General features: G+C 69.5%; 18 protein-coding genes and 1 pseudogene. 12 read left to right on the top strand and 7 right to left on the bottom strand.

Features of this window, described 5'->3' with window-relative positions:
• Positions 1–53: 53 nt before the first annotated feature.
• A complete protein-coding gene (locus ACYVF6_RS34510) occupies positions 54–1385 on the bottom strand; it encodes a hypothetical protein (RefSeq protein ID WP_460527498.1) in 1332 nt (443 codons plus the stop codon).
• Between the two features lie 401 nt (positions 1386–1786).
• Here ACYVF6_RS34510 and ACYVF6_RS34505 point away from each other — a divergent pair, with 401 nt between their 5' ends.
• The 3 genes from ACYVF6_RS34505 (at position 1787) to ligD (ending at position 4923) form a co-directional block, all read left to right on the top strand.
• A complete protein-coding gene (locus ACYVF6_RS34505) occupies positions 1787–2182 on the top strand; it encodes a WXG100 family type VII secretion target (RefSeq protein ID WP_460527496.1) in 396 nt (131 codons plus the stop codon).
• A 20-nt stretch (positions 2183–2202) separates the two neighbouring features.
• A complete protein-coding gene (locus ACYVF6_RS34500) occupies positions 2203–3741 on the top strand; it encodes a WXG100 family type VII secretion target (protein WP_460527493.1) in 1539 nt (512 codons plus the stop codon).
• 117 nt (positions 3742–3858) lie between these two features.
• The gene (gene ligD, locus ACYVF6_RS34495) at positions 3859–4923 is read left to right on the top strand and encodes a DNA polymerase domain-containing protein (protein ID WP_460527489.1); all 1065 of its coding nucleotides are present in this window, start codon (positions 3859–3861) and stop codon (positions 4921–4923) included.
• On the opposite strand, the gene ACYVF6_RS34490 is transcribed toward ligD, so the two are convergent.
• Positions 4920–5684, bottom strand: a complete 765-nt coding sequence (locus tag ACYVF6_RS34490) for a hypothetical protein (protein ID WP_460527487.1) — start codon at positions 5682–5684, stop codon at positions 4920–4922. The genes ligD and ACYVF6_RS34490 overlap by 4 nt on opposite strands.
• 185 nt (positions 5685–5869) lie before the next feature.
• Between ACYVF6_RS34490 and ACYVF6_RS34485 the strand changes: the two are divergent.
• The 5 genes and pseudogenes from ACYVF6_RS34485 to ACYVF6_RS34465 form a co-directional block, all read left to right on the top strand.
• Positions 5870–6160 (top strand): annotated as a pseudogene (locus ACYVF6_RS34485) (ATP-binding cassette domain-containing protein); the annotation flags it as partial.
• A 154-nt stretch (positions 6161–6314) separates the two neighbouring features.
• Positions 6315–6686 (top strand): AAA family ATPase, encoded by a 372-nt coding sequence (locus tag ACYVF6_RS34480; RefSeq protein WP_460527961.1) that lies wholly within the window; start codon positions 6315–6317, stop codon positions 6684–6686.
• Positions 6683–7495, top strand: coding sequence for an ABC transporter permease (locus tag ACYVF6_RS34475; protein ID WP_460527959.1), 813 nt, complete (start codon positions 6683–6685; stop codon positions 7493–7495). The genes ACYVF6_RS34480 and ACYVF6_RS34475 overlap by 4 nt, the downstream gene beginning before the upstream one ends.
• Entirely contained in the window at positions 7492–8298 is an 807-nt protein-coding gene (locus ACYVF6_RS34470) for an ABC transporter permease (protein WP_460527485.1), read from the top strand. Before ACYVF6_RS34475 ends, ACYVF6_RS34470 begins: the two co-directional genes overlap by 4 nt.
• 17 nt (positions 8299–8315) lie before the next feature.
• Complete coding sequence (locus ACYVF6_RS34465) at positions 8316–9566, top strand: RNA polymerase sigma factor (protein WP_460527483.1); 1251 nt, start codon at positions 8316–8318, stop codon at positions 9564–9566.
• Between the two features lie 22 nt (positions 9567–9588).
• Here ACYVF6_RS34465 and ACYVF6_RS34460 read toward each other — a convergent pair whose 3' ends face one another.
• Positions 9589–10107, bottom strand: a complete 519-nt coding sequence (locus tag ACYVF6_RS34460) for a hypothetical protein (RefSeq protein ID WP_460527481.1) — start codon at positions 10105–10107, stop codon at positions 9589–9591.
• Between the two features lie 243 nt (positions 10108–10350).
• Here ACYVF6_RS34460 and ACYVF6_RS34455 point away from each other — a divergent pair, with 243 nt between their 5' ends.
• Entirely contained in the window at positions 10351–11424 is a 1074-nt protein-coding gene (locus ACYVF6_RS34455) for an ATP-dependent DNA ligase (RefSeq protein ID WP_460527479.1), read from the top strand.
• Positions 11425–11539: 115 nt separating this feature from the next.
• Positions 11540–12415 carry an aminoglycoside phosphotransferase/kinase family protein gene (locus tag ACYVF6_RS34450; protein ID WP_460527477.1) on the top strand — a complete coding sequence of 292 codons (876 nt, stop codon included), beginning with the start codon at positions 11540–11542 and terminating at the stop codon, positions 12413–12415.
• Between the two features lie 4 nt (positions 12416–12419).
• Here ACYVF6_RS34450 and ACYVF6_RS34445 read toward each other — a convergent pair whose 3' ends face one another.
• Complete coding sequence (locus ACYVF6_RS34445) at positions 12420–14840, bottom strand: M14 family metallopeptidase (protein WP_460527475.1); 2421 nt, start codon at positions 14838–14840, stop codon at positions 12420–12422.
• Between the two features lie 97 nt (positions 14841–14937).
• Here ACYVF6_RS34445 and ACYVF6_RS34440 point away from each other — a divergent pair, with 97 nt between their 5' ends.
• The gene (locus ACYVF6_RS34440; protein ID WP_460527473.1) at positions 14938–16581 is read left to right on the top strand and encodes a TPR end-of-group domain-containing protein; all 1644 of its coding nucleotides are present in this window, start codon (positions 14938–14940) and stop codon (positions 16579–16581) included.
• Here ACYVF6_RS34440 and ACYVF6_RS34435 read toward each other — a convergent pair.
• Both ACYVF6_RS34435 and ACYVF6_RS34430 read right to left on the bottom strand, forming a co-directional pair.
• On the bottom strand, positions 16578–19775 hold the full coding sequence (locus ACYVF6_RS34435) for a glycoside hydrolase (RefSeq protein WP_460527471.1): 3198 nt from the start codon (positions 19773–19775) through the stop codon (positions 16578–16580). The two genes, ACYVF6_RS34440 and ACYVF6_RS34435, sit on opposite strands and share 4 nt — an antisense overlap.
• Positions 19776–19883: 108 nt before the next feature.
• Positions 19884–20291 (bottom strand): DUF1304 domain-containing protein, encoded by a 408-nt coding sequence (locus ACYVF6_RS34430; RefSeq protein WP_460527469.1) that lies wholly within the window; start codon positions 20289–20291, stop codon positions 19884–19886.
• A gap of 91 nt (positions 20292–20382) precedes the next feature.
• Between ACYVF6_RS34430 and ACYVF6_RS34425 the strand changes: the two genes are divergently transcribed.
• A complete protein-coding gene (locus tag ACYVF6_RS34425; protein ID WP_460527467.1) occupies positions 20383–21405 on the top strand; it encodes a helix-turn-helix transcriptional regulator in 1023 nt (340 codons plus the stop codon).
• A 13-nt stretch (positions 21406–21418) separates the two neighbouring features.
• Here ACYVF6_RS34425 and ACYVF6_RS34420 read toward each other — a convergent pair whose 3' ends face one another.
• Entirely contained in the window at positions 21419–22141 is a 723-nt protein-coding gene (locus ACYVF6_RS34420) for a pyrimidine reductase family protein (RefSeq protein WP_460527465.1), read from the bottom strand.
• Between the last annotated feature and the right edge of the window lie 43 nt (positions 22142–22184).

Below are 22184 nucleotides of genomic sequence, written 5' to 3'. Positions count from 1 at the left end.
ATGACGAACGGTCAAGGGGCAGGGCGTGCTCGACGTGATTGCGGCGAGACGCCCTACGCGTCGATGGCCACGATCGCCAGCTTCTGGCCGCTGATCGCCGGGTTCTTGGGGGAGCCGGACAGGTCCGGGCTGCAGGTGAGCTGGGTGTGGCCGTAGGTCGCCTGGTTGCTGTACTTGCCGAAGCAGCCGGCCACCCAACCGGACGCGTCACCACCCTCGTCGTACTTGTCGCCGACCAGCTTCGCGACCGCCTGGGCGACTCCGCTGATGCTGCCCGGCGCGTCGCCGTTGGACGCGATGCCGACCGACTGGACGTACGCGGGCTGATAGGGCTTGGCCGGGAAGGCCACGCGCATGGTCGCCTTGCCCTTGGTGCAGTTGAGATCCTGGGCCGCCCGCGAACAGGTGAAGCCGTTGGACTCGGCGACGGACTGCAGCTCCTTGGGTGTGACGTACTGCATGCCGTTGGAGACCGACATCTTCCCGGAGGCCTTGCGGGTGTAGCTGAAGCTGCCTTCGGCCTTTCCGACGTTGAAGACGACCTTGCCGGACGAGAGCGTCACCTGGGAGGTCGGCTCGTCGTCCTGGCCGGCGGTGGAGAGGGCCTTGGCCGCCGTCGGGCGCTCGCCGTCGGGGATGGCCGACTCGATCAGCAGCTGGAACGCCTCGCGCTCGACGACTCGGGCGTCGGCGTTCGAGGCCAGCTTGGCCCAGCTCGGGTCGTACGTGACCCGCCCGACGACGCGTGCGACCTGGCCACCGACGATCGAGACGCCGACCGTCTGCACGGTGGGAACCGGGCTGTCGTCGCGGCGGTAGCAGACGTCCTGGGCCGACTGCCCGAGGCCGTTCAGGCGCTTGCAGGCGAAGCCGGCGCTGACGAGGGCGTTCTTGAGCTGCTTGCCGTACGAGCCGCCGTCGCCCGCGTCGTTGGGCTCCTGTGGCGGCTTGCGTACCTGGTCGACGCCGAACGTCGTCGGGCCGGCGTCGAGCGAGGTGCCTTCGCGCCCGCTGGTCGGACCGTCCTCCCGCAGGAAGCCGAAGTAGACGCCGGCGAGACCACCGGCGACGAGCACGAACACGATCGCGACGATGGCGATGGCCTTGCCCGCCGAGCCCTTACGTGGCGACGGCTGGGGTGCCTGCCAGCCCGGACCGCCAGGACCAGCCGGCCCGAACCCGCCCGGTCCGCCGGGCTGTGGCCCTTGCTGAGGCCACGGTTGTCCCTGCGGTCCCTGGTGTGGCGGAGGCGATCCCTGCTGCGGCTGCCGGGACGGAGGCTGCTGCGGTGGGGGACCAGCGGGTGGCCCTGCCGGCGGCCCTCCCAGCGGCCCTCCCGGCGGCGGACCTTGCGGCGGCTGCTGCTCGGGCGGTGTCCCAGTCATGGAATCCCCTCATTGCCACGATTTGGCCACGATCTTGGTGCGCCCAGTATGCCTGCCAGTACTGGCAGCCCTGCACCGTGTCACAGCGGATCGGCCGGGGCGTGCGGCCGTTCGCCTCGGTGTTTCGCCGCGGGTGAGGTGGAGCGGGCCTGCTCGGAGGCGGCCACCGGGCGCCTCCGAGCCGTCGAAGACCGGTACGATCCGGCTGGAGCCCTGTTCTCCAGCACCGGCTCGAGTGAGTTATCCACAACCCGGCATGCTGTGCGTGCGGGCCCAATTCAGAAGCCGTAGTCTTGTGCCCGGGCACCTTTTTGGTGTCTTTGCGACCGTGAGCGCTGGTTACCGAGACTCACCCACCGGGGGTTGCCGAACCAGCAGGGACGTATGGGGAGAGGAACTCGATGGCAACGACAGTCAACCCGGGGAACGTGCGAGAGTTCGCGAAGTTCGTCGGTGAGCTTGCCGAGGAATGGAAGCCCAGGGCAGAGGCCGTCAAGAGCAGCAAGACCGACGGTGGCGGCGACCAATACACCTCCGCGACGTTCCCGACGTTCGGCAAGCTTCCTGACCATTCCGATCAGGGCAAGCAGAAGTACCAGCAGAACCTCGACGCCTGGACCACTACCACCCAGGCCCTGCTCGACGCGCTGAACGGTCTCAAGGACGCGTGCAACAAGGTCGCCGACCAGTACGACACGGCCGAGGAACGCAACAGCGCCGACGTCGGCAAGATCCAGGGCCTCCTCAACGACAACCTGGACGACATAGCCGGCCAGAAGGAACAGCCGAAGGCGTAGGGGAAAAGGGCTGACACATCATGAGCTTGGACCAAGAGACTCACAGGAAAATCATCGATCTGGTCACCTCGGTGGGGCCGTCGTCGTTCAAGTCCACGGCCGACGGTCTGTGGAAGACGACCGGTGACAAGGCGACCGACATCGCCACTCGGCTGAAGAGCGCCAAGGAAAAGCTGCTCGACAAGAACCAGGGCGGCTGGACCGGCAAGGCCGCCGACGCCTTCGGCGAAGAGGTCGACAAGATCGTCAAGTTCGCCGAAGACATCGGCAAGGCGCTCTCCGGCTCCGAAGACACCTCGCAGCACAATGTGATGCTCAAGCTGTCGGAGGACATCTTCGAGGCCTGGGACTTCGACGCCAACGGCAATACGCGCGACCTCTCGGAGAGCCGGAAGAAGCTCCCGCCACCGCAGTGGTGGAAGGACGGCCGGATCAAGATCTACCACGCGTGGGACAACTCGGTGGTCTCGCTCGGCATCAACGAGACCGACCACAAGTACTTCGCCTACGACACCGGCCGGGGCGGCGACCGCGGCTACGACGACGGCGAGGACGAGGCCCGCGGCGGCAAGGTCAGCAAGGACATCGACGGTGTCGCCAGCGAGATGGACCAGGGCCAGTGGGAGGCCTACCTCAACGCCCGCGGTGGCGCGAAGGGGATGGACGACGGCAACGAGACCGTGATGCCGGCGACCAACGACCCCGAGATGTGGGACAAGATCTACGAAGACTGGGGCGTCAACCAGGAGCTCCGCCAGAAGTGCATCGGCACGGCGAACGAGCTCGGCGGCAAGCTCACGGGCGCCGCTTGGGTGCAGCCGCCGCAGACTCCGCAGTTCGCCACGGCACCTGATGCCGGAGCCGGAGCCGGCGGTGGTGCCGGTGGCGGCGGTGCGGGTGTTGGTGGTGGCGGTGGCATGCCCGGTGGTGGCAGCGTCCCCGGCGGCGGCAAGGTCCCCGGTGGTGGCAGCTACGACCCGCCTGGTGGCAGCACCTACGACCCGCCTGGTGGCACCGACGGCCCGGGCGGCGGCACCTACGACCCTCCGGGCAACCCGCCCACCGACACGATCCCGGGCGGCCCCGACGGCGGCAGCTACGACCCGAAGGCGCCCGGCGGCGGCTACGACGGGAGCGGCACCGGCGGCAGCGGTGGTGTCGACATCGGTGGTGAGACCGCGCGCTCTGGCGGCGGTGGCATCGGCGGTTCCGGCACGTTCGGCGGCTCCGGTGGAGGTGTCGGCGGCTTCGGCACCGGGCCTGGAGGCACTGGCACTGGTGCTGGTGGCCTCGGCGCGGGCGCCGGTGGCGGCGGTGTCGGCCCAGGTGGCGCGTTCGGCGCTGGTGGCGGCATGGGCGCCGGTGGTGGCGCTGGAGCCGGCGCTGGTGGTGCCGGTGGCGGCGGCATGATGGGCGGCATGATGGGCGGCGGCATGGGCGGCGCCGGTGGAGGCATGGGCGAAGACGGCCAGGAGGCGCAGCGCAACACCTGGCTGGAAGAGGACGAGGACGTCTGGGGCGCCGACGACGACGCTCCGCCGCCCGTGATCGGCGGCTGAGCAGGGCCCAGGGCTGCCCAGCCTGACAGCTCGACTGGCCGGTGTTTCGCGGTATTCCAACCGTGAAACACCGGCCATTTGGCTTCTCCGGGGGTGGATGCCTCTACCGTTGGCGGTATGGCAACGCCCTATGAGGAAATCGAGGTGGCCGGCCGCACGGTCCGGATCTCGAACCCCGACAAGGTCTACTTTCCCGAGCGGGGATTCACCAAGAAGGACGTCGTGTCCTACGTCGTCGCCGTGGGCGACGGCTTGCTGCGTGCGGTGGCCGAGCGGCCCACGACACTGGAGCGCTGGCCGGGCGGCGTGTTCGAGGGTGCCAAGCTCTCGACTCGCGGCGACAACCGAGGCGACGCGTTCTACCAGAAGCGGATCCCCAAGGGCGCGCCCGACTACGTCGAGTCGGTCGAGATCGCGTTTCCGAGCGGGCGGAAGGCCTTCGAGGTCTGCCCGACCGAGGTCGCCGTCGTCGCGTGGGCGGCAAATCTCGGCACGCTGACGTTCCACCCGTGGCCGGTGCGGCGCGGCCAGGTCGACCACCCCGACCAGCTGCGGATCGACCTCGACCCCCAGCCCGGCACCGACTTCGCCGATGCGGTCGCCGTCGCCCACGAGGTGCGTGCGCTGCTCGAGGAGCTCGGCATGCGGGCGTTCCCGAAGACGTCCGGCGGCCGCGGCGTCCACCTCTACGTTCCGATCGAGCCGCGCTGGACGTTCGTCGAGGCTCGGCGCGCCGTGATCGCCCTCGGCCGCGAGATGGAACGTCGGATGCCGAAGCAGGCGACGCTCGCGTGGTGGAAGGAAGAGCGCGGCGAGCGCATCTTCATGGACTACAACCAGATGTGCCGCGACCGTACGATCGCCTCGGCCTACTCCATCCGCCCGAAGCCGAACGCGCCGGTCTCGGCCCCGGTCACCTGGGACGAGCTGTCGTCCGTCGAGCCCAACGACTTCGACGTGGTGACGATGCCCGAGCGCTTCGCCAAGCTCGGCGACCTCCACGCCGGCATCAACGACCACGCCTACTCCCTCGACACCCTGCTCGAATGGTCTGCCCGCGACGAGCGCGACCACGGCCTGGGTGACCTGCCCTATCCTCCGGACTACCCCAAGATGCCGGGGGAGCCGCCGCGGGTGCAGCCCAGCAAGATCAACCTCGCCAACTGGGAGAACCAGGACTAGTCGCGGGTGAAGCGGGCCCAGGTCAGCGACTGGGTCTGGCGGATCGCCGTGGGGCGGAGCGACAGCGCGTCGAGCACTGTCGGGTGGCCGAGCTTCACCACGACGGCGGTCGCCACCTGCAAGGCGGCCTTGACGAGCAGCTCGTCCAGCGGCTCCTCGACCGCGTGCCGGCGCAGCAGTTCGAAGCCCGGCTGCGCCTGCCGGGCCCGGACGAACATCGGGTCGAGCATGGCGAGGTCGAACGGCTGGGTGTTCCTGGCCAGCCAGCTCGCCGAGTCGGCCCACTCGACCTGGATCGGTGCCGACGTACCCGGATCGATGAGGCTGGGCAGACCCTCATGCGCGAGCGCGAACAGCGGCAGGCTCGACTCCAGTCCCACCACCAGGCCGGCCGGCCCGACCGCGGCGGCCGCGACCAGCGCGTCCTGGCCGTAGCCGAGCGTGCAGTCGAGCACGCGCTGACCGGGCCGGAGCCCGCCGAGCGTGACCAGCGGATCGGGCTCGCCCTGACCCATCCGGAGGATCCGCCAGTGCGCCATGCCCGGGTGGCACACGACGTCGCCCAGCCGGTCGGCCAGCCGGACGCGCTTCGGTTCGTACACCAGTACGGCGTCGTACGCCTCGAGCAGCTGGCCCAGCCCGCGCCCCTCGCGTGCGACGAACGTCGCCTTCCAGCGGGCAGCCTGCTCACGGGCCCGGGCCGCTCGCTCGAAGCTCACCCGGGCCGTCGTGGTCACGGCCAGCCTGGCCGGTCGAAGCATGCGCCCACGCTAGCGCCTGGCCGCCGAAAGTCGATTGACAGCCGCATCGCCTGGCAGGCAGGCTCACGACCGTGAATCGTCGAACCAACTGCCTCTAGGTACGACCCGGCCTACCTAGAGGCGCGCGAAACCGACTTGCTGCCCCGCCGGGCGTGCCGACTACTTCGCTGTCCCTTTCTTCCTCAATGCGAAGGCGCACGCCCATGCCCGCGGTCATCTCCGCACATCACCTCACCAAGACCTACACCTTCCACCAGCAGTCCTCCGGCCTGCTCGGCTCGCTGAAGAGCCTGGTCCGCCGCCGCTACCAGACGCGGCTGGCCGTGGACCGGATCGACATCGGCATCGAGCCGGGCGAGTTCGTCGGGCTGCTCGGCCCGAACGGCGCCGGCAAGACCACGACGCTGAAGATGCTCTCCGGCCTGCTCTATCCCACGAGCGGCGAGCTCGACGTACTCGGCCACACCCCGTCGAAGCGCAAGCCGGAGTTCCTGCGGCGCATCTCGCTGGTGATGGGCCAGAAGACCATGCTCTGGTGGGACGTGCCCGCGATGGACACCTTCCTGCTGCACAAGGACATGTACGACCTGTCGCAGCGACTTCGACCAGTCCGTCGAGGAGCTGGCCACCATGCTGGACGTCAAGGACATCCTCGACGTCCAGGTCCGCAAGACCTCGCTGGGCCAGCGGATGAAGCTCGAGCTGATGGCCGCGCTCCTGCACCGGCCCGACATCCTGTTCCTGGACGAGCCGACGATCGGCCTGGACGTGGTGGCCAAGGCCCGCGTCCGTACGTTCCTGGCCGAGGTGAACCGGCAGCGCGGCACGACGATCCTGCTGACCAGCCACGACATGGGCGACATCGAGGCGCTCTGCCAGCGCGTGATGATCATCGACCACGGCCACATCGAGTACGACGGGGGAGTGCCGGAGCTGATCGCGCGGACCGGACATCACAAGCTCGAGGCCGTGATCGCCGAGCTGTTCGGGGGTGCCCGGTGAACCGGCTCAGGCGGACGTTCCGGGTCCTGCGTCGGCTGACGGTGCTCAACCTCGGCGTCGCGATGGCGTACCGCGGTTCGTGGTTGCTGTTCATGCTCGCCGCGGTCACGATGCCGGTGATCTCGTTGCTGATCTGGCGGGCCGCGCTCGCCAACGGTGCGAGCCTGCCGGTCGAGAAGGAGTACCTGACGACGTACTTCGTGCTGCTCGGCGTGGTGTCCATGCTCACCTCGTCGTGGCTCGCGCCGTTCCTCGCCGACGAGATTCGCAAGGGCGAGCTGTCGAAATGGCTGATCCGCCCGGCGCCGAGCCAGCTCGACGGGATCTCCAACAACCTGACGGAGAAGCTGCTCAAGCTGATCTGGCACACGCCCGCGATCGTCGTGCTGTGGTGGATCTTCCGCGGCGAAGTCCGCGTGCCGGGCGATCCGGTTCGCTGGCTGCTGTTCGGACTCAGCGTCGTGCTCGCCGCCGTGCTGGTCTACACGGTCAGCCTGCTGATCGGGTCGCTGGGGTTCTGGTTCGACGACGTACGCGGTGTGTACCGGGGGTATCAGTTGCTGCACGACGTGTTGTCCGGTGCGATCGTTCCGCTGGCGTTGATGCCGGACTGGTCCCGGGCGGTGATGGACGTCCAGCCGTTCCGGTTCATGCTGTCGTTTCCGCTCGAGGTCGTGATCGGAGAGCTGACGTCAAAGGAGCTGACCGCCGGAATCGCCTTGCAGGCAGGCTATGTCGGCCTCGCCGTGCTCGTCGTGGCACTCGTGTGGCGGGCCGGCGTCCGGTCGTACTCGGCGGTGGGCGCGTGACCGCATGGGACCGGATCCGCGTGCACCTGCGGGTGGCTCGCCGCTTCGTCGTGCAGGCGATGGTGCGCGAGACCCATTACCGGGTGCACTTCCTGACCACGATCGGCGTCGGCATGGTCGAGCTGTTCCTGGCGTTGCTGCCGATCTGGCTGCTCTTCGGCTACACCGACGACCTCAACGGCTGGTCGCAGGCCAAGGTGATCGCACTGGTCGGGCTGTTCCAGCTCACGATGGGTGTGCTCGCCGCCGTCGTCGGGCCGAACCTCACCCGGATGACCGACTACATCAGCAAGGGTGAGCTCGACACCGTACTGATCCGGCCGGTGAACGGGCAGTTCTACCTGACGTTTCGCTGGTTCCAGCCCGCGGAGCTCGGCAAGGTGCTGACCGGCCTGGCCGTCCTGGTAGTGGGCTTGGTGCGAGCCGGGACGGTGCCCGGGCCGCTGGAGGTGCTGCAGGCCGCGCTGCTGGTGCTGGCCGGGCTGGTGCTGATCACCTGCGCGTGGTCGGCTCTGGTGTACCTCGCGTTCTGGGTGCAGTCGGTGGGCCCGGTCAGCGAGGTGTTCCTGGAGGTGACCCGGGCCGGGCAGTACCCCCTGCCGATCTTCCCGCCGGTGGTGCGTGCGTTCTTCACCTTCGCGGTGCCGATGGGGTTCGCGACGACGTTCCCGGCGCAGGCGCTGGCCGGCGAGCTGGGCTGGGAGGTCGTGCTCGGCGGACTCGGGCTGGCCGCGGTCGCTGTGGCGTTGATCCGGGCGTACTGGGGGTTCGGGCTGAGGTTCTACTCCAGCGCGAGCAGCTGACACGGTAGAAAGGTGCCGTGCTGACAACTGGCATCAGTGCCGTCCAGCAGGCGTTCTCCGAACACTGGGGACGCCTGCTGGCCCTGCTCGTGAAGCAGTTGCGCAGCCTGGACGTGGCGGAGGAGTCGCTGGCCGACGCGTTCGAGCTGGCGCTGAAGCACTGGGACGCAGGCGGCGTACCGGATCGGCCGGAGGCGTGGCTGCTGACCACGGCCCGGCGGCGTGGGCTGGACCGGCTGCGCCGGGAGGCGACGCTGGCGCGCAAGCTGCCGTTGCTGATCGTCGACGGATCGGATGTGGTCGACGACCACGACGAGCTGCTGGACGAGGAGCCGATTCCGGACGAACGGCTGCGGCTGATCTTCACCTGCTGCCACCCGGCGCTCGCGATGGAGGCCAGGATCGCGTTGACGTTGCGGATGGTCGGCGGGCTCACCACGCCGGAGATCGCCCGGGCGTTCCTCGTCTCCGAGCCGACGATGGCCGCCCGTCTGACGCGGGCCAAGAAGAAGATCGCCGCCGCGGGAGTTCCGTATCGCGTGCCGGGCAAGGCGGAGCTGCCCGAACGGCTGGCGGGTGTCCTCGCCGTGCTCTACCTGATCTTCACCGAGGGGCACTCGGCGACCTCCGGCGCGGAGCTCGTACGCCGCGGGCTCTGCGCGGAGGCGATCCGGCTGTGCCGGACGGTGGCCGGGCTGCTGCCCGGCGAGCCGGACCCGCCGGCGCTGCTCGCGCTGCTGCTGTTCCAGCACTCCCGGCGGGACGCGCGTACGGACGCCTCCGGCCGGATGGTGCTGCTCGCCGAGCAGGACCGCGACCGCTGGGACCGCGAGGAGATCACCGAGGGACTGGTGCGGTTGCGGCAGGCGTTGTCGTACGGGCAGGGCACGCCGTACCTCCTCCAGGCCGCGATCGCCTCCCAGCATGCGACGGCGCCGACAGCGGCCGAGACCGACTGGGCGGCGATCGCGGACTGGTACGAGCAGCTGGAGGAGTTGACCGGCTCGCCGATCGTACGGCTGAACCGTGCGGTCGCAGTGGCGGAGGCCGACGGCCCGGCCGCGGCGATGGAGTTGCTGGAAGGGCTGGAGCAGGCGCTGCCCGACTATCACCTGCTGCCGGCCACTCGTGCGGACTTCCTGCGGCGGTTGGGCGAGCCGGCGGGCGCGCGGGTGGCCTATGAGCAGGCGTTGGCGATGGTGCGTAACGACGCCGAGCGCGAGTTCCTCGTCCGGCGCTTGGAAGAACTGGACGAGCTGGGGCGATGACGGCTCAGCCGGCCGGCCGCGCTCAGGTGGGCGCGCCGTTGGGTGAGGTCTCGGGATCCCTGTGCTCGATGAGGTGAAGGCACGGGACACCGAGTTTTCGTCTTGCCTTGGAGGTCCAGTCGATGTGGAAGAACTCGGCGACCAGATGCGGTCTGGTCACGATGACCACCTCACGGGCCTCCCGGGCGCGCAGCGCGTCGATGAGGGCCTCGACCGGTTCGGCGGAGGTGACCTCGCCGCTGGACTCGAGGCCTTCGTTGCGCAGCGCCTCGACGCTGCGTTTGAGTGCGGCCTTGCTGCGTTCGAGAATCTCGTGCTGGATCTGGGCGAGGTCGACGTCCGGGAAGTTCAGCGACGATGTCGCCAGGACCTCACTCGCCGCTATCGAGCCGAGCGCGGACTCCACTCGTGCAGAAGCGTCCTCCACGGGAAGCAGGACGTGCACGTGCGTGGGTTCGTTCTGCACGGAGTACAACTCCGCGATCTCGTGCGCGTCGTAACGGGAGAGTGGTTTTTCGATGAGGAGCACGACTTCGTACATCGCTGCCACCTCTTCTTCTCTTATAGCCGCTGCTATGGGGTGCGCACATATTGCCGTGCGCGGCCCTGCCTTGTGAAGACATGACACACACAGTTTCCCCCATCTCGGCCGGATTTTTAGGTCGCTCTTCGTTTACTTACGGACAGGTGTGAAGGTCTCGACGTTGTTCTCCCGATCTGTGGTGATCCGTGTACGCCGCGAAGCCGGGCGCCTGATGGGGGTGGATTGGGGCAGGATATGGACATGCAGCTTCCGGTGATGCCGCACGTCCAGCCGATGCTGGCGAAGGCGGTCAAGCAGATCCCGCTCGGTGACCACTCCTTCGAGCCGAAGTGGGACGGCTTCCGCTCGATCATCTTCCGCGACGGCGACGAGGTGGAGATCGGCAGCCGGAACGAGAAGCCGATGACGCGCTACTTTCCCGAGGTCGTCCAGGCCGTGCTCGAAAACTTTCCGGAACGCTGCGTGATCGACGGTGAGCTGGTGGTCGTCGGCGGCTCCGGTGACCGGCTCAACTTCGACGCGCTGCAGCAGCGGATCCACCCCGCCGCCAGCCGGGTGACGTTGCTGTCGGAGACCACGCCGGCCAAGTTCGTCGGCTTCGACCTGCTGGCGCTCGGCGACGAGTCGTTCATGGAACGACCCTTCTCCGAGCGACGGGCGGTGCTGGTGGAGGCGCTGTCGTCGGCCAAGGCACCGATCCACGTGACGCGGGCGACCACCGACCGCGCGCTGGCGGAGCGGTGGTTCCGGGAGTTCGAGGGAGCCGGGCTCGACGGGCTGATCGCCAAGCCGCTCGACTGCCTCTACGAGCCCAACCAGCGGGTGATGTTCAAGGTCAAGCACGAGCGCACGGCCGACTGCGTAGTGGCCGGCTACCGCCTGCACAAGAGCGGACCCGACCGGATCGGCTCGCTGTTGCTCGGCCTCTACAACGACGAGGGCGAGCTGGCCTCGATCGGCGTGATCGGGGCGTTCCCGATGGCGATGCGCAAGGAGCTGTTCGCCGAGCTGCAGCCGCTGGTCACCACGTTCGACGACCACCCGTGGGCATGGGCACGCCAGGAGGAGGGCGCGCGGACACCGCGTAACGCCGAATACTCCCGCTGGGCGGTCGGCAAGGACCTCTCGTTCACCCCGCTGCGCCCGGAGCGGGTCGTCGAGGTGCGCTACAGCCAGATGGAAGGCGCGCGGATCCGCCACACCGCGCAGTTCTCCCGCTGGCGTCCCGACCGCGACCCGAAGTCGTGCACGTACGGCCAGCTGGAGGAGCCGGTGCGCTTCGACCTCAACGAGGTCCTGAGCGGCGTCGAATAACCCCGTGCGTTGGCCGGCCCTGCCTGGCTAGGGTGCCGGCGTGGCGTGACTTCTCTCCATACCGCTCAGCCGTCCGGACGTGACGGCTATCCGACTGTGTGGAGAGGCAACCCCGATGGACACTCAGCTTGACCGTGCCCTGGACGTGGTGCACGAGCTCAACCAGACCCATGACCTGCGCTTCAGCCTGCGCGAACGCTGCCAAGGTGGCCTGAACGGTGGCGCCTGGCTGCTGGCCGATCCGGCCGGCGAACAAGCGATTCTGAAGTGGCGTACGCACGGCGGGACGAACCGAATCGCGGGCCAGCCACGACTCGTGGAGCGGATCCGGGCCGCCGGCTATCCGACGCCGGCCTGGCTCGCCGCCGGTATCACTTCGGCCGGCGTGGTCTACCACGTGCAGGAGTACGTGCCCGGCGAGCCGATGACGACGATGACCGGCCGTACCGCCGCGCAGCTCGTCGAGGTGGTCGAACGCCAGGCAGGGTTGGATCCCGACCCGGGCCACAACTGGTCGCCGTACGTCACGCGATGCGCGCGGGAGGAAGGACCGGACGATCCCCGGCGGGTCGTGCGCGGACTCGGTACGCCAGGTGCGGAGCTCCTCGACCATTTCGACGCCGTGCTGACTGGGTACGGCGACATCGCCCTGCCCGCCGGCGACCTGGTGCACGGCGACTTCAACACCTGCAACGTTCTGGCGCACGACGGCGAGATCACTGGTGTCATCGACCTGGAGGCGTTCGGAAGCGGGACCCGCGCCGTCGACTACGCCTGGCTGCTGCGCGAGGCCCACGTCCGCGGCGCCGAGCCCGAGGCGATCGCGATGATTCGCCGGGCCGGCGAGGCGGTCGCCGGCCCGGGAGTTCTGGCCGTCTGCGCGGCGGCCACGGCCTTCGACATCACGCTGTTCCAGCACCACCACGATCCCCGCAGCGTGCCCTGGACGCTCGAAGGCCTGCACCGCCTCGCCGACGACCTGGCGAGCTGAGCAGTCAGCGCCGGATCACGTACGTCGCCTGGTTGTAGCCGCCGCGATGGCCGTCCGGACGGTAGTTGTTCTCGACGTTGCCGGCCTGGTCGACCGAGAACCACCGGATCGTCGTCGTCCGTTCGAGCAGCAGCGTCTCGGCGCCCTCCCGGACGCCCGTCGACCGCAGCTGCGGCGAGGCGAAGGTCGGCCGGCTGCCGTCCAGCGTGTAGAAGACGGCGGCCGGCTCGGACGTCGAGAAGCCCACCGACACGGGCGCGAGATACCTCCCGCCGTGCGGCGAGGTTGACGAGCGCGGGTCGGTACGGTCCCGCGAGAACGCGTACGCCACCCGCATCAGCTCATACAGTCCGTTGGCGTACTCCATCGCCTGCTCGCGTGCCTCCGCCCACTCCGGCTGGAACCCGGCCGTGCCGACCTCGAAGTTCCAGGCGTAGATGTGGTTTCGGTACCACAGGTGGTCGCCGGAGTTGCCGGCCGCGGAGTACAGCACGTCGATGATCGGTCCGGTCTGCCCGGGCACGACCACGGTGCCGCGATGGCGTCTGATCGCCGTCAGGATGCTCTGCGACGCGCCCCAGAAGAACGCCTCGTCGTCGAGGTCCGGTCGCGGCGCCGAGATCCGTCCGGGTACCTGGTACGCACCGGGCGACCACATGAACAGGTCACCGGAGGAGTGCAGGTTCATCGAGAACCTGATGTTCGGATGCGTGTCGGCGATCCAGACCAGGTTCCTGCCTTCGGGTTCCGACAGCGATGCCGGCCCGGCGAACGTGCCGCTGGTGCAACTCGTCGACGCGCCGAAGTACCCGTCCCACAAGGTGTACGCGCCATAGTTGCGGTTGTTGTCGACGCCCCACTGGTTGCGGCCGAGCGCGTCGGCGGCACCGGTCAGCGGGCAGAGGTTCGTCATGTTCTTGCGCTGCCCGTTGGAGTCGTAGAAGGAGTACATCCCGCCGTCCGGGTTGATCGACGGCGCGATGAAGATGTCCAGGTTGTCCAGCAGCCTGCGGGTCTCGCGGTGGGTCGAGTAGTTGCGCAGCAGGCGTTCGGCCGTCTCGACCGACACCAGCGGCGGCACCCATTCCCGGGCGTGCTCCTGCGCGTACGCCAGTACGCCGAGCTTGGATCCGTCGCGGTGCTTGCCGATCCGCAGCATGTACACCGTCTGCGGTGCGCGCGGGAAGCTCTCCGGCGCGTGCAGGAAGTCGCTCAGCAGGGTCGGTGCCGCCGCAGCGACCACGCCCGTTCCGGCGTTGCCGCGATAGGTGTACGCGTGGACCAGCCCACCGGCCTGCGCGTTCAGCGCCGTGACGACCTCGGCCGCCGTACTGGTCAGCGCACCGCTCGCGTCGGTGGCCAGCCCGACCCGGATGGCCTTGCCGGAAACCGTGACGGTCAGCGGCGAGCCGGCGGCGCCCGGGTCGGCGAGCTCGACGGAGATGTCGTTGCCACCTTCGTGGCCCCAGGCCAGCGAGTCGACCGCGACCCGGTTGGCGGCCGCGTCACCGAAGACGGCTTGCGCGAGCCTGCGGTAGCCGTTGGTCTGGTAGGGCAGCTCGACGATCTCGGCCAGCCGTGGATAGTCGGCGGCCAGCTGCTTGATCCGCGCGTACAACTCGACCGGCGTCAGGTAGCTGTCGACGAAGCCGGTCAGCGGCGGGTCCCTGTCACCTCGGCCCGGTGGCAGCCACTCGCTGACCCTGGCGGTAGCCACACCGCCGTTCGGACTGCGGACCTCGATGTACGCGGGCCGGGCGGTGACCGCGGCCAGGCCGCGGTGGTAGAGGTAGACGTCGGCGTCGACGAACCGGCTCAGCGTCTGGGTGCCGCCCGATCCGATCTCGGTGCCCGGACCGGAGTCGCGGTAGACCGTCAGGTCGAAGTCCTGGGCCTGTCCGTCGCTGGTCTTCACCTCGACGGAGAGGAACGTCCCTTCCCTGCTCTGGAAGTAGTCGGCGCGCAGGATCTTCAGCACGTCGGTCGCGGTCGGCTGCAGGTTCGCCTTGGCCCGCAACGCCTTGTTCTGCCGGCGATGCGCCTGGATCGTCGCGTTCCGTTCGGCGATCCGGCCGGCCCAGTCGGACTCGGTGTAGAGCACCTTGCCGAACCGGAAGCCGGCGCGTTCGAGCTCGGCCTGCTGGTCCGGCGTGACGACGGCGTGCGCGATCAGGCCCTGCCCGGCCGCGTGTACGGAGTCGAGGTCGGCGCCGAGACCGACCAGGCGATCCAGCTCGGCCCGGCCGCCGAGCAGGACTTCCACGGTGCGGGCCGGCTCCACCGTCGCGGCCGCGGCGCCGGGCCGCCCGGCCGACGCGGCGACGCCGGCCGGGGCGTTCGGGATCTGGCAGGCGAGCCCGGTGACCAGCACGAAAGCGGCAACGGCGGACAGTGCATACGATTTCAGCGATCTCGAGGATCTCATCTGGTCCCTCCCTGCCCTGAGACATACTCGGGCGGCGAGGCGTGTCAAGTGCCGTCAAGATGACGCTACAATGACGTCAACCTATGAAGGGGGTCACATGCTCACTGTCACCGAATACCGCCGAACGGTGTCGCGCGCCAAGGCCAGGTCGAAGCGCGGGCAGTGGCGGGAGGCCGCCGCGCTGTGGGACCAGGTGGTCGCGACCAACCCGGTCAAGGGCGACTACTGGGACTGGCTCGCGGAGGCGAGGTTCGAGCTCGGCGACTACGCTGAGGCGCTGCGGGCGTATGAGAAGGTCCGCGAGCTCGGCGTCTGGTCCGAGCGCGATTCGGTCTTCCACGGTGTGCCGGCGTTCCGGATCGCTTGCTGCCATGCCGAGCTCGGCGACACCGATCAGGCGCTGGAAGCGATCGCCGACGCGTTGCGGGACCGCTTCCGCCAGCTGGAGCTGCTACGTCAGGACGAGCGCCTCGCGTCCGTACGCGACGATCCGCGCTTCGCCGAGCTGCTGGGCGTCCCGGACGTCGAAGGTCTCAGTCGCGACGAGGGCTGGCAGGCGGATCTGGCGTTCGCGGCCCGGGAGGCCAAGCGTCGCAAGCCCTTGCGGTTCGACGATGCGGTCGAGCAGGAGCTCGACGCCGGGTTCGCCCGGCTGCGGGAGGAGGTCCCTGGGCTCACCGACGCGCAGGTGGTCGTCCGGCTGCAGCAACTGCTGCGCAAGCTGCGCGACGGTCACGCGTTCGCCGAGCCGCCGAAGGAACGGGACGACCTCAACCTCCTGCTGCCGGTGCAGTTCTACCTGTTCGAGGAAGGGGTGTTCGTCACGGCCACCGACCCCGCGTACGGCTCCGCGCTGGGTGCGAAGGTGCTCGCGTTCGACGGCAAGCCGATCGGCGAGGTGGTGGCCGCGCTCGACACCGTGATCTGCCGGGACAACGAGTGGACGCCGAAGGAACGCCAGACCTGGTGGCTGCGGAAGTCGCCGACGCTGCACGCGCTCGGGCTGACCGAGGATCCTGGCAAGGTGACCTTGACGCTGGACAGCGGAGAGCTTGTCGTGGTCGCCGAGCCGCGGCGAACGTCAACCCTCGAAGGCGAGCCGGCGCCTCCCGGCTGGCTGTTCCTGCCGGAGACGCTCGACGTACCGGTGCCGCTCTACCTGCGCAACGCGAGCGCGCCTTACTGGTTCGAGTATCTCGAGGCGGAACGCCTGGTCTACTTCCAGTTCAACGCCGTGATGGACGATCCGGAGGAGTCGCTGGAGGAGTTCAGCAGGAGGCTGGTGGCGTTCATCGACGGCCACGACGTCGAGCGCCTGGTCGTCGACATGCGGTGGAACGGTGGTGGGAACACCTTCCTGGTCAGGCCGCTGCTGCACCGGCTGATCGCGTGCGAGAAGGTCAACCGCAAGGGCTCGTTGTTCCTGATCATCGGGCGCGGGACGTTCTCCGCGGCACAGAACACCTCGACGTGGATCGAGTGGCACACCGAGGCGACGCTGGTCGGTGAACCGACGGGCTCGCGTCCGGTCTTCATCGGCGAGACGATCCCGTTCACGCTGCCCTACAGCAAGGTACGGGTGAACGTCTCCGACCTCTACTGGAAGAGCTCGATCCCCATGGACCAGCGGACCTGGCTCGCGCCGGAGCTCTACACACCGCCGACCTTCGAAGCGTTCCAGGCCAACCGCGACCCGGCGATGGAGGCGATCCTGGCCGCCACCGAACAGCTGCCCGGTTAGCTCCTTCGGACCAGCTCGATCCGGTACGTGCGGGTCTGGCTGCCGTCCTCGGAGGTGACGGTGACCGAGCGCTGACGGCTGCCGTCGCCTCCGATCTCCACGCTGGCGTACGGATCGGACGGGCTCGCGGTGACGTCGGCGCGCCGCGGGTCCCGGACGGCGACGCGGTAGTCCGTGACGTCCGGGTCGAAGCCGGCGACCGGTCTGCCGTCGACCTCCAGCGAGCGCGCGGCGGCGTCCGACGACTCGCCGGGGCCCTTGCCGGACAGCTCGATCTCGCTCACCGTCAGATATCCACCCGGCCGGACCGTCATCACGACCCGGACGCCATCGGTCGCCGGGCCTGACAGCGGCGCGTCGACCACCGGAGCCGGATCGCCTGCGTTCCAAGGGATCGCGACCTCACCGGACGCGTCGGTCCAGGTGCCGTCGGCTGCTCGCACCTGCACGCGCAGGCTCTGCGCGACGCTCGGGTTCGTGCCGTCGCGGAAGAAGTACGTGACAACGTGGGTCACATCTTGCGCGGCCGGAAGCGTGTAGGTGATCGTGTCGGCGGGATTCTTGTTGCTGGCCTTCCAGTTCGACCAGGCCTTGTCGGCCAGGTCACCGTTGCGCAGGCCGGCGGGGGAGTAGCCGTCCTCGGTGAACGTCGCGTCCACCGTCACTCCGTCGGCGCGGGCGACGTTGAGCGGCACCGGCTCGGTGACCTGGACGCGCGCGACCGCGGGCACCGTACCACCGTCGACCAGCCGCGCGGTGCCGTTCACCTCGACGACGCCCGGCTCGTCGAACGCCGGAAGCTCGTTCCAGGTCGCCGGCAGCACGGCGCGGCCGCCGTGGTCGCCGATCCCGGCGACCGTCGCAGGCAGGACGGGAACGCCTCCGACGTAGGTCTTGGCCCGGCCGGGCTCGCTCGCGCCGAACGTGTCGACGGTGACGATCGCCTTCGCGGCGATCCGCCGGCCCAGCGGGTCGGTCGCCTGGCCGTTCACGTTGACGATTCCGGGCCCGCGCCACGCTGAGGCGGGCGGCAGTGTCCAGCTCACCGGCAGCTCGCCGCGGGCGCCGTCGCGATAGACCGGACGGACGGTTGCCGGCAGGTCTGGCGCCCGCCCCGGCAGCGTGTAGGTCTCGTACGCCTCGGTCGACTGCACGGTCTCGTCGACGATCCGCCAGCGCTGGTTGGCGCCCGAGGTTGGCGTCCAGGTGCCGACCGGACTGCCGTCGGCCGTGGCCTGGCCGGACACGTCGATCAGGCGCGCGGTGGCGGCGTTGACGAGTGTGTACGTGCCGTCGCCGGTCGTCGACCAGATCCACTGCGCGGCGGGGTCGTCGGCGGCTGCCTCGTCGAGGACGAGCGCGCCGTCCAGCTCACCGACGCCGAGCCGCTTGCCGGTCGCGACGTTCACGACGCCGTAGCGCGCCCGGTTGCTCGTGCCCGCGGTCAGCTTGGTGACGTTCCACAGCTGCTGCGTGCTTGCCGGATCGGTCGTACGGATCACGGCGCTCGTGCCATCCGCCGAGGGCGCCAGCGAGCGCCCGCTCTGCACGCCCTGCAAGCGGTAGACGTGCGACGGCTGCACCAGAGCGGCGTCGTTCGCGACGCCGGACACGCCGTCCACGAGGAACGTCGTCACCGACTTCGCCGGCACCCGCAGCGTCGCGCTTCGGCCCGACACGCGGACGCGGTCGCCGCGTACCAGCTTCCCCGCAGCGCTGGACACGATCGGCGTCACCGTGGCGCGCGGCGAGACCTGTCCGAACCGCGAGAGGTCGAGCGTGACGTCGCGCGGAGCGCCGCTGTTGTTGACGTGGACGACGCTGGCCGCGCGGCCGTTGGCGCGCAGCGCGGCGACGGTGCCCGGCTGGTCGACCCGGACGAAGTGGTCACCGGGACGGATGTAGTGGGTGAAGTTGCGGATCGTGTCGAACTTCGTGTTCGTACGGATCGGGCAGGTCTCGAGCGTGTCGCCGGCGGTGCAGTTGAACGGAATGTGGATGCTGCCCCAGTTGCCGCCGGAGGCCTGCATCGGGATCGCGTCCTCGATCGGCTGCCAGAACACCCAGGCCGACGGCTCCAGCTCACGGATGTCGTCGACCATTCGAGTCGCGATGCCGAGGCCCGGCTCCATGCCCACGTAGTCGGTGCCGGTGCCCCAGCTGCCCTCGACCTCGCTCATCCAGAGCTTCTTGTCCGCGCCCTTGGCGATGTCGCGCGCGCTGGTGCGCTGGCCGGTGCCGTACGTGTGGACGTTCAGCTGGTCGACGGCGGCGCGGGCCGGCGCGGTGTAGCCGTTCCAGTCGGTGACGAACGTGCCGGGGTTGGTCTCGTCCGGTGCCGAGACGACGGCCTGCGTCTGGGCCGCGCTGTCGAGTGCCCGGCGCAGCGCCTGGACGGTCGCGTCCTGCAGTTGCGGGCCGGCGTGGGCGCCCTCCTGCCGGCCGCCGGTGGGCTGGCCGTCCGCGCCGAGCTGGGTGCCCCAGTACGGCGTGTTCGGCTCGTTGAGCGGGTCGATCGTGTCGAACTGGGTGCCGTGGGCCTGTTCTAGGTGCTCTGCGACCTTGACGAGGTAGGTCGCGAACGCGTCGACACGGTCCGCGCGGATCTGGTCCTGGCTGGAGTCGAATCCGCCGGAGACGTAGCCGCTGACGGTCTGGAAGTACGGCGGCGAGTTGCTGAAAGCCTCCCAGTGGGTGACCTTGTCCTTGATCTGGTCGATCCACCAGCGCTGGTTGGCGTCGGCGTCCCAATTCCAGTGGTCAGGGTTGTCCGGGTTCCACCATTCCTTGTCCTCGTGAGTCGTGCCGGGCGACGCCTGCCAGAAGCCCTCCATCGTCGCGCCGACCTTCATGTAGTCCGTGCGTACGTCGGGTGCGTTGCCGCCTCCGATGTTGTAACGGGCGATGTTGAGGCGCAGGCCGTCGTCACCGAACAGCATGTCGGCGAGGCGGTCGCGGATCTCGTCGGGATAGCCGCCGGTGATGTTGGCGAACCAGACCAGGCTGGTGCCCCAGCCCTCGAACGTCGGCTGCTGGTACGACGGGTCGATCGCGATGGTGAGCTGTTCGACGGCTTCCTCCTCGGTTGGCGCCGGTTCGGCCTGGCCGGCCGGAGCGAACGAGGCGAGCACCCCCGCACAGAGCGCGAGCGCGGCGGGTGCTGCGAGCAGGCGAAAGCCGAGGCGTCTGGACATGACCGGGTTCCCTTCCCCTGGTGACGGAGGAAGGCGCTTTCCGCCGTCACTTCGGCCGTGATGCTAATTCCACGGAGGCCGGTCGTCCAGGCTTTCGTACGGCACTGGTCAGCCGGCCAGCGCGATCGCCAGCAGCGCGAGGAGCGGTGGGATGCCCTGGCCGAGCGCGCCGCCGATGCCTTTGCCTCGTTCGCGGCCGAGCCCGAGCCGGTCCGCGGCGAACAGCACGCCGCCGGACAGCGCGATGAACACGCAGAGGTAGATCAGCAGCGTGCGGCCGACCGTCTCGTGGCCGGCCGCCCACGCGATCACGCCGGCGACCAGACCTGCTGCCAGGAAGCAGTTGTAGAAACCGACGCCGAACGCCCAGAGCCGGACGGCGGGCACGTCCTCGGCGGGTACGTGGAAGACCTGCTTGTGCACGGCTGGGCGTTCGATCAGGAACGCCTCGAACACGAACACGACGAGATGGACGACGGCGGTCAGGAGCGCGAGCACCCAGGCAACGACGGTCATGGCGCGACGCTAGGCCGGGATGCGCCGGGCAGGCGATCCCAGAAATCTGGGAATTGTCTTCACCCGGCCTGTGCGGTGCGATGATGCTGCCATGTGGGAACAGCGTGCCTCTCGGGCTCGCCGTGAGATCGCCGCGCTGGCGGCGACCGGGCTGGGCGTCGGCGAACTGCACGCGGCCGCGATCCGCCTCGTCGATGCGACCGTACCCACCGACCTGACCTGCTGGGCGACGCTCGACCCGGAGACGCTCGCGATCAGCGCGATGGTCAGCGGCGAGACCCGGATCCCGCAGGAGTACGAGCCACGACTCGCCGACGCGGAGTTCGACGTCCGGGAGCCGCACACGTTCGCCAAACTGGCGCGCCGGAAGGTCCGGGTGGCGCGACTGTCCGACCTGCCTGCCGGCGAGCGCGGGCGGAGCGCACGGCTCAACCACGTCTGGCGGCCGCTCGGGCTGGAACGGGAGGTGCGGGTCCCGTTCCTGGTCGACAGCGCCTGCTGGGGAGCGGCCGGCCTGGTCCGATCCGGCAGCGACTTCACCGACCGCGAGACGGAGTTCCTGGCCGGCGTCGCGCCCGCGATCGCGGCAGCCACCCGGCTCGCCGTACGCACGGAGGCGAGCGCCCGGCGGTCCACCGCACCTCTGGCGATTGTGCTGGTGGACGCGGACGGTGAGCTACGCGCGCTCACTCCGGCGGCGCGAGAGTGGCAGGAGCGCCTGGACGAGATCGCGCCTGGCCGCTTCCGGCTCGTGATGCGCATGCTGGCGATCGGCTCCGGCTCGGGCGGGACCCGGGCGCGGGTCCGCGACGCGTACGGGCAGTGGGCAATCCTGCGCTCCAGCCCGTTGCTCGGAGGCGACGACGACCAGATCGCCGTACTCATCGAGCCGGCCACCGGTGACCAGCTCGTCGGCCTGCTGCTGGCCGCCTACGGGCTGACCGCCCGCGAGCGGGACGTCTGCCGCGAGGTGCTCGCCGGACGGTCGACCGCCGACATCGCGGGCGCGCTGTACATCTCGGCCAACACCGTGCAGGACCACCTGAAGTCGGTGTTCGCGAAGGTCGGCATCCGCAGCCGCCGGGAGCTGGTGGCGAGGCTGCGGCCAGAGTAGGGCGACGGAGTGGTCAGCGCCGCAACCATCTGGAGAACAGGAAACCGTCGTCCTCGAGCAGGCCCGCCAGCCGCAGCTGCAGCGGCTCCTTGATCGCCGCGCCCTGGGTGACGCGCAGCGCGTCGCCCGGCAACAGCATGGGCGCGAGCGTGAGGCACAGCTCGTCGAGTGCGTCGTGCGCCACCAGCTCGCCGAACAGATGCGGACCGCCCTCACACGAGATCCGGCGGTAGCCGCGCTCCTCGAGTGTGGCGAGCACGTGCCCGATGTCCACCCGGTCGTCGGCGCTGAGCACGACCTGGACGCGTTCGGCCAGCGCGGCACACTCCTCGGCCCGGCGGCCCGGCGCGAAGACCAGCGTCCGCGGGTCGTCCAGGAGCTGCGACGGCAGGTCGAGCGAGCCGGTGATGACAGCGATCGGCGGCGTCTGCTCGGTGTGCCCGTGCGCCTGGCGGATCGCCGTGAACTCCGGGCTGATCTCGGCCGGGCCGTACTTCTCCGCCCGCGCCGTCCCGGCCCCGACCAGGATGACGTCGGCGAGCGCCCGGAGCAGCGCGAACGCGCGCTTGTCGGCCGATCCGGAGATCGAGCCGGACCGGTGATCCGGACCCTGTGCGGCGCCGTCAAGCGTCGAGACGAAGTTGGCCCGGACCCAGCGCCGGTCGTCCGGGCAGCGGTAGAACTCGGCCAGCTCCGCGTCGTCGAGCTGCCTGTCGTTCGGTGTCAGCGCGTGCACGAGACGACAGCCTCCCAGAACCCGCGTGGCAAGGCTTACGGCG

The sequence above is a fragment of the Flindersiella endophytica genome (assembly GCF_054779015.1).
This window is presented reverse-complemented; position numbering and strand designations above follow the sequence as displayed.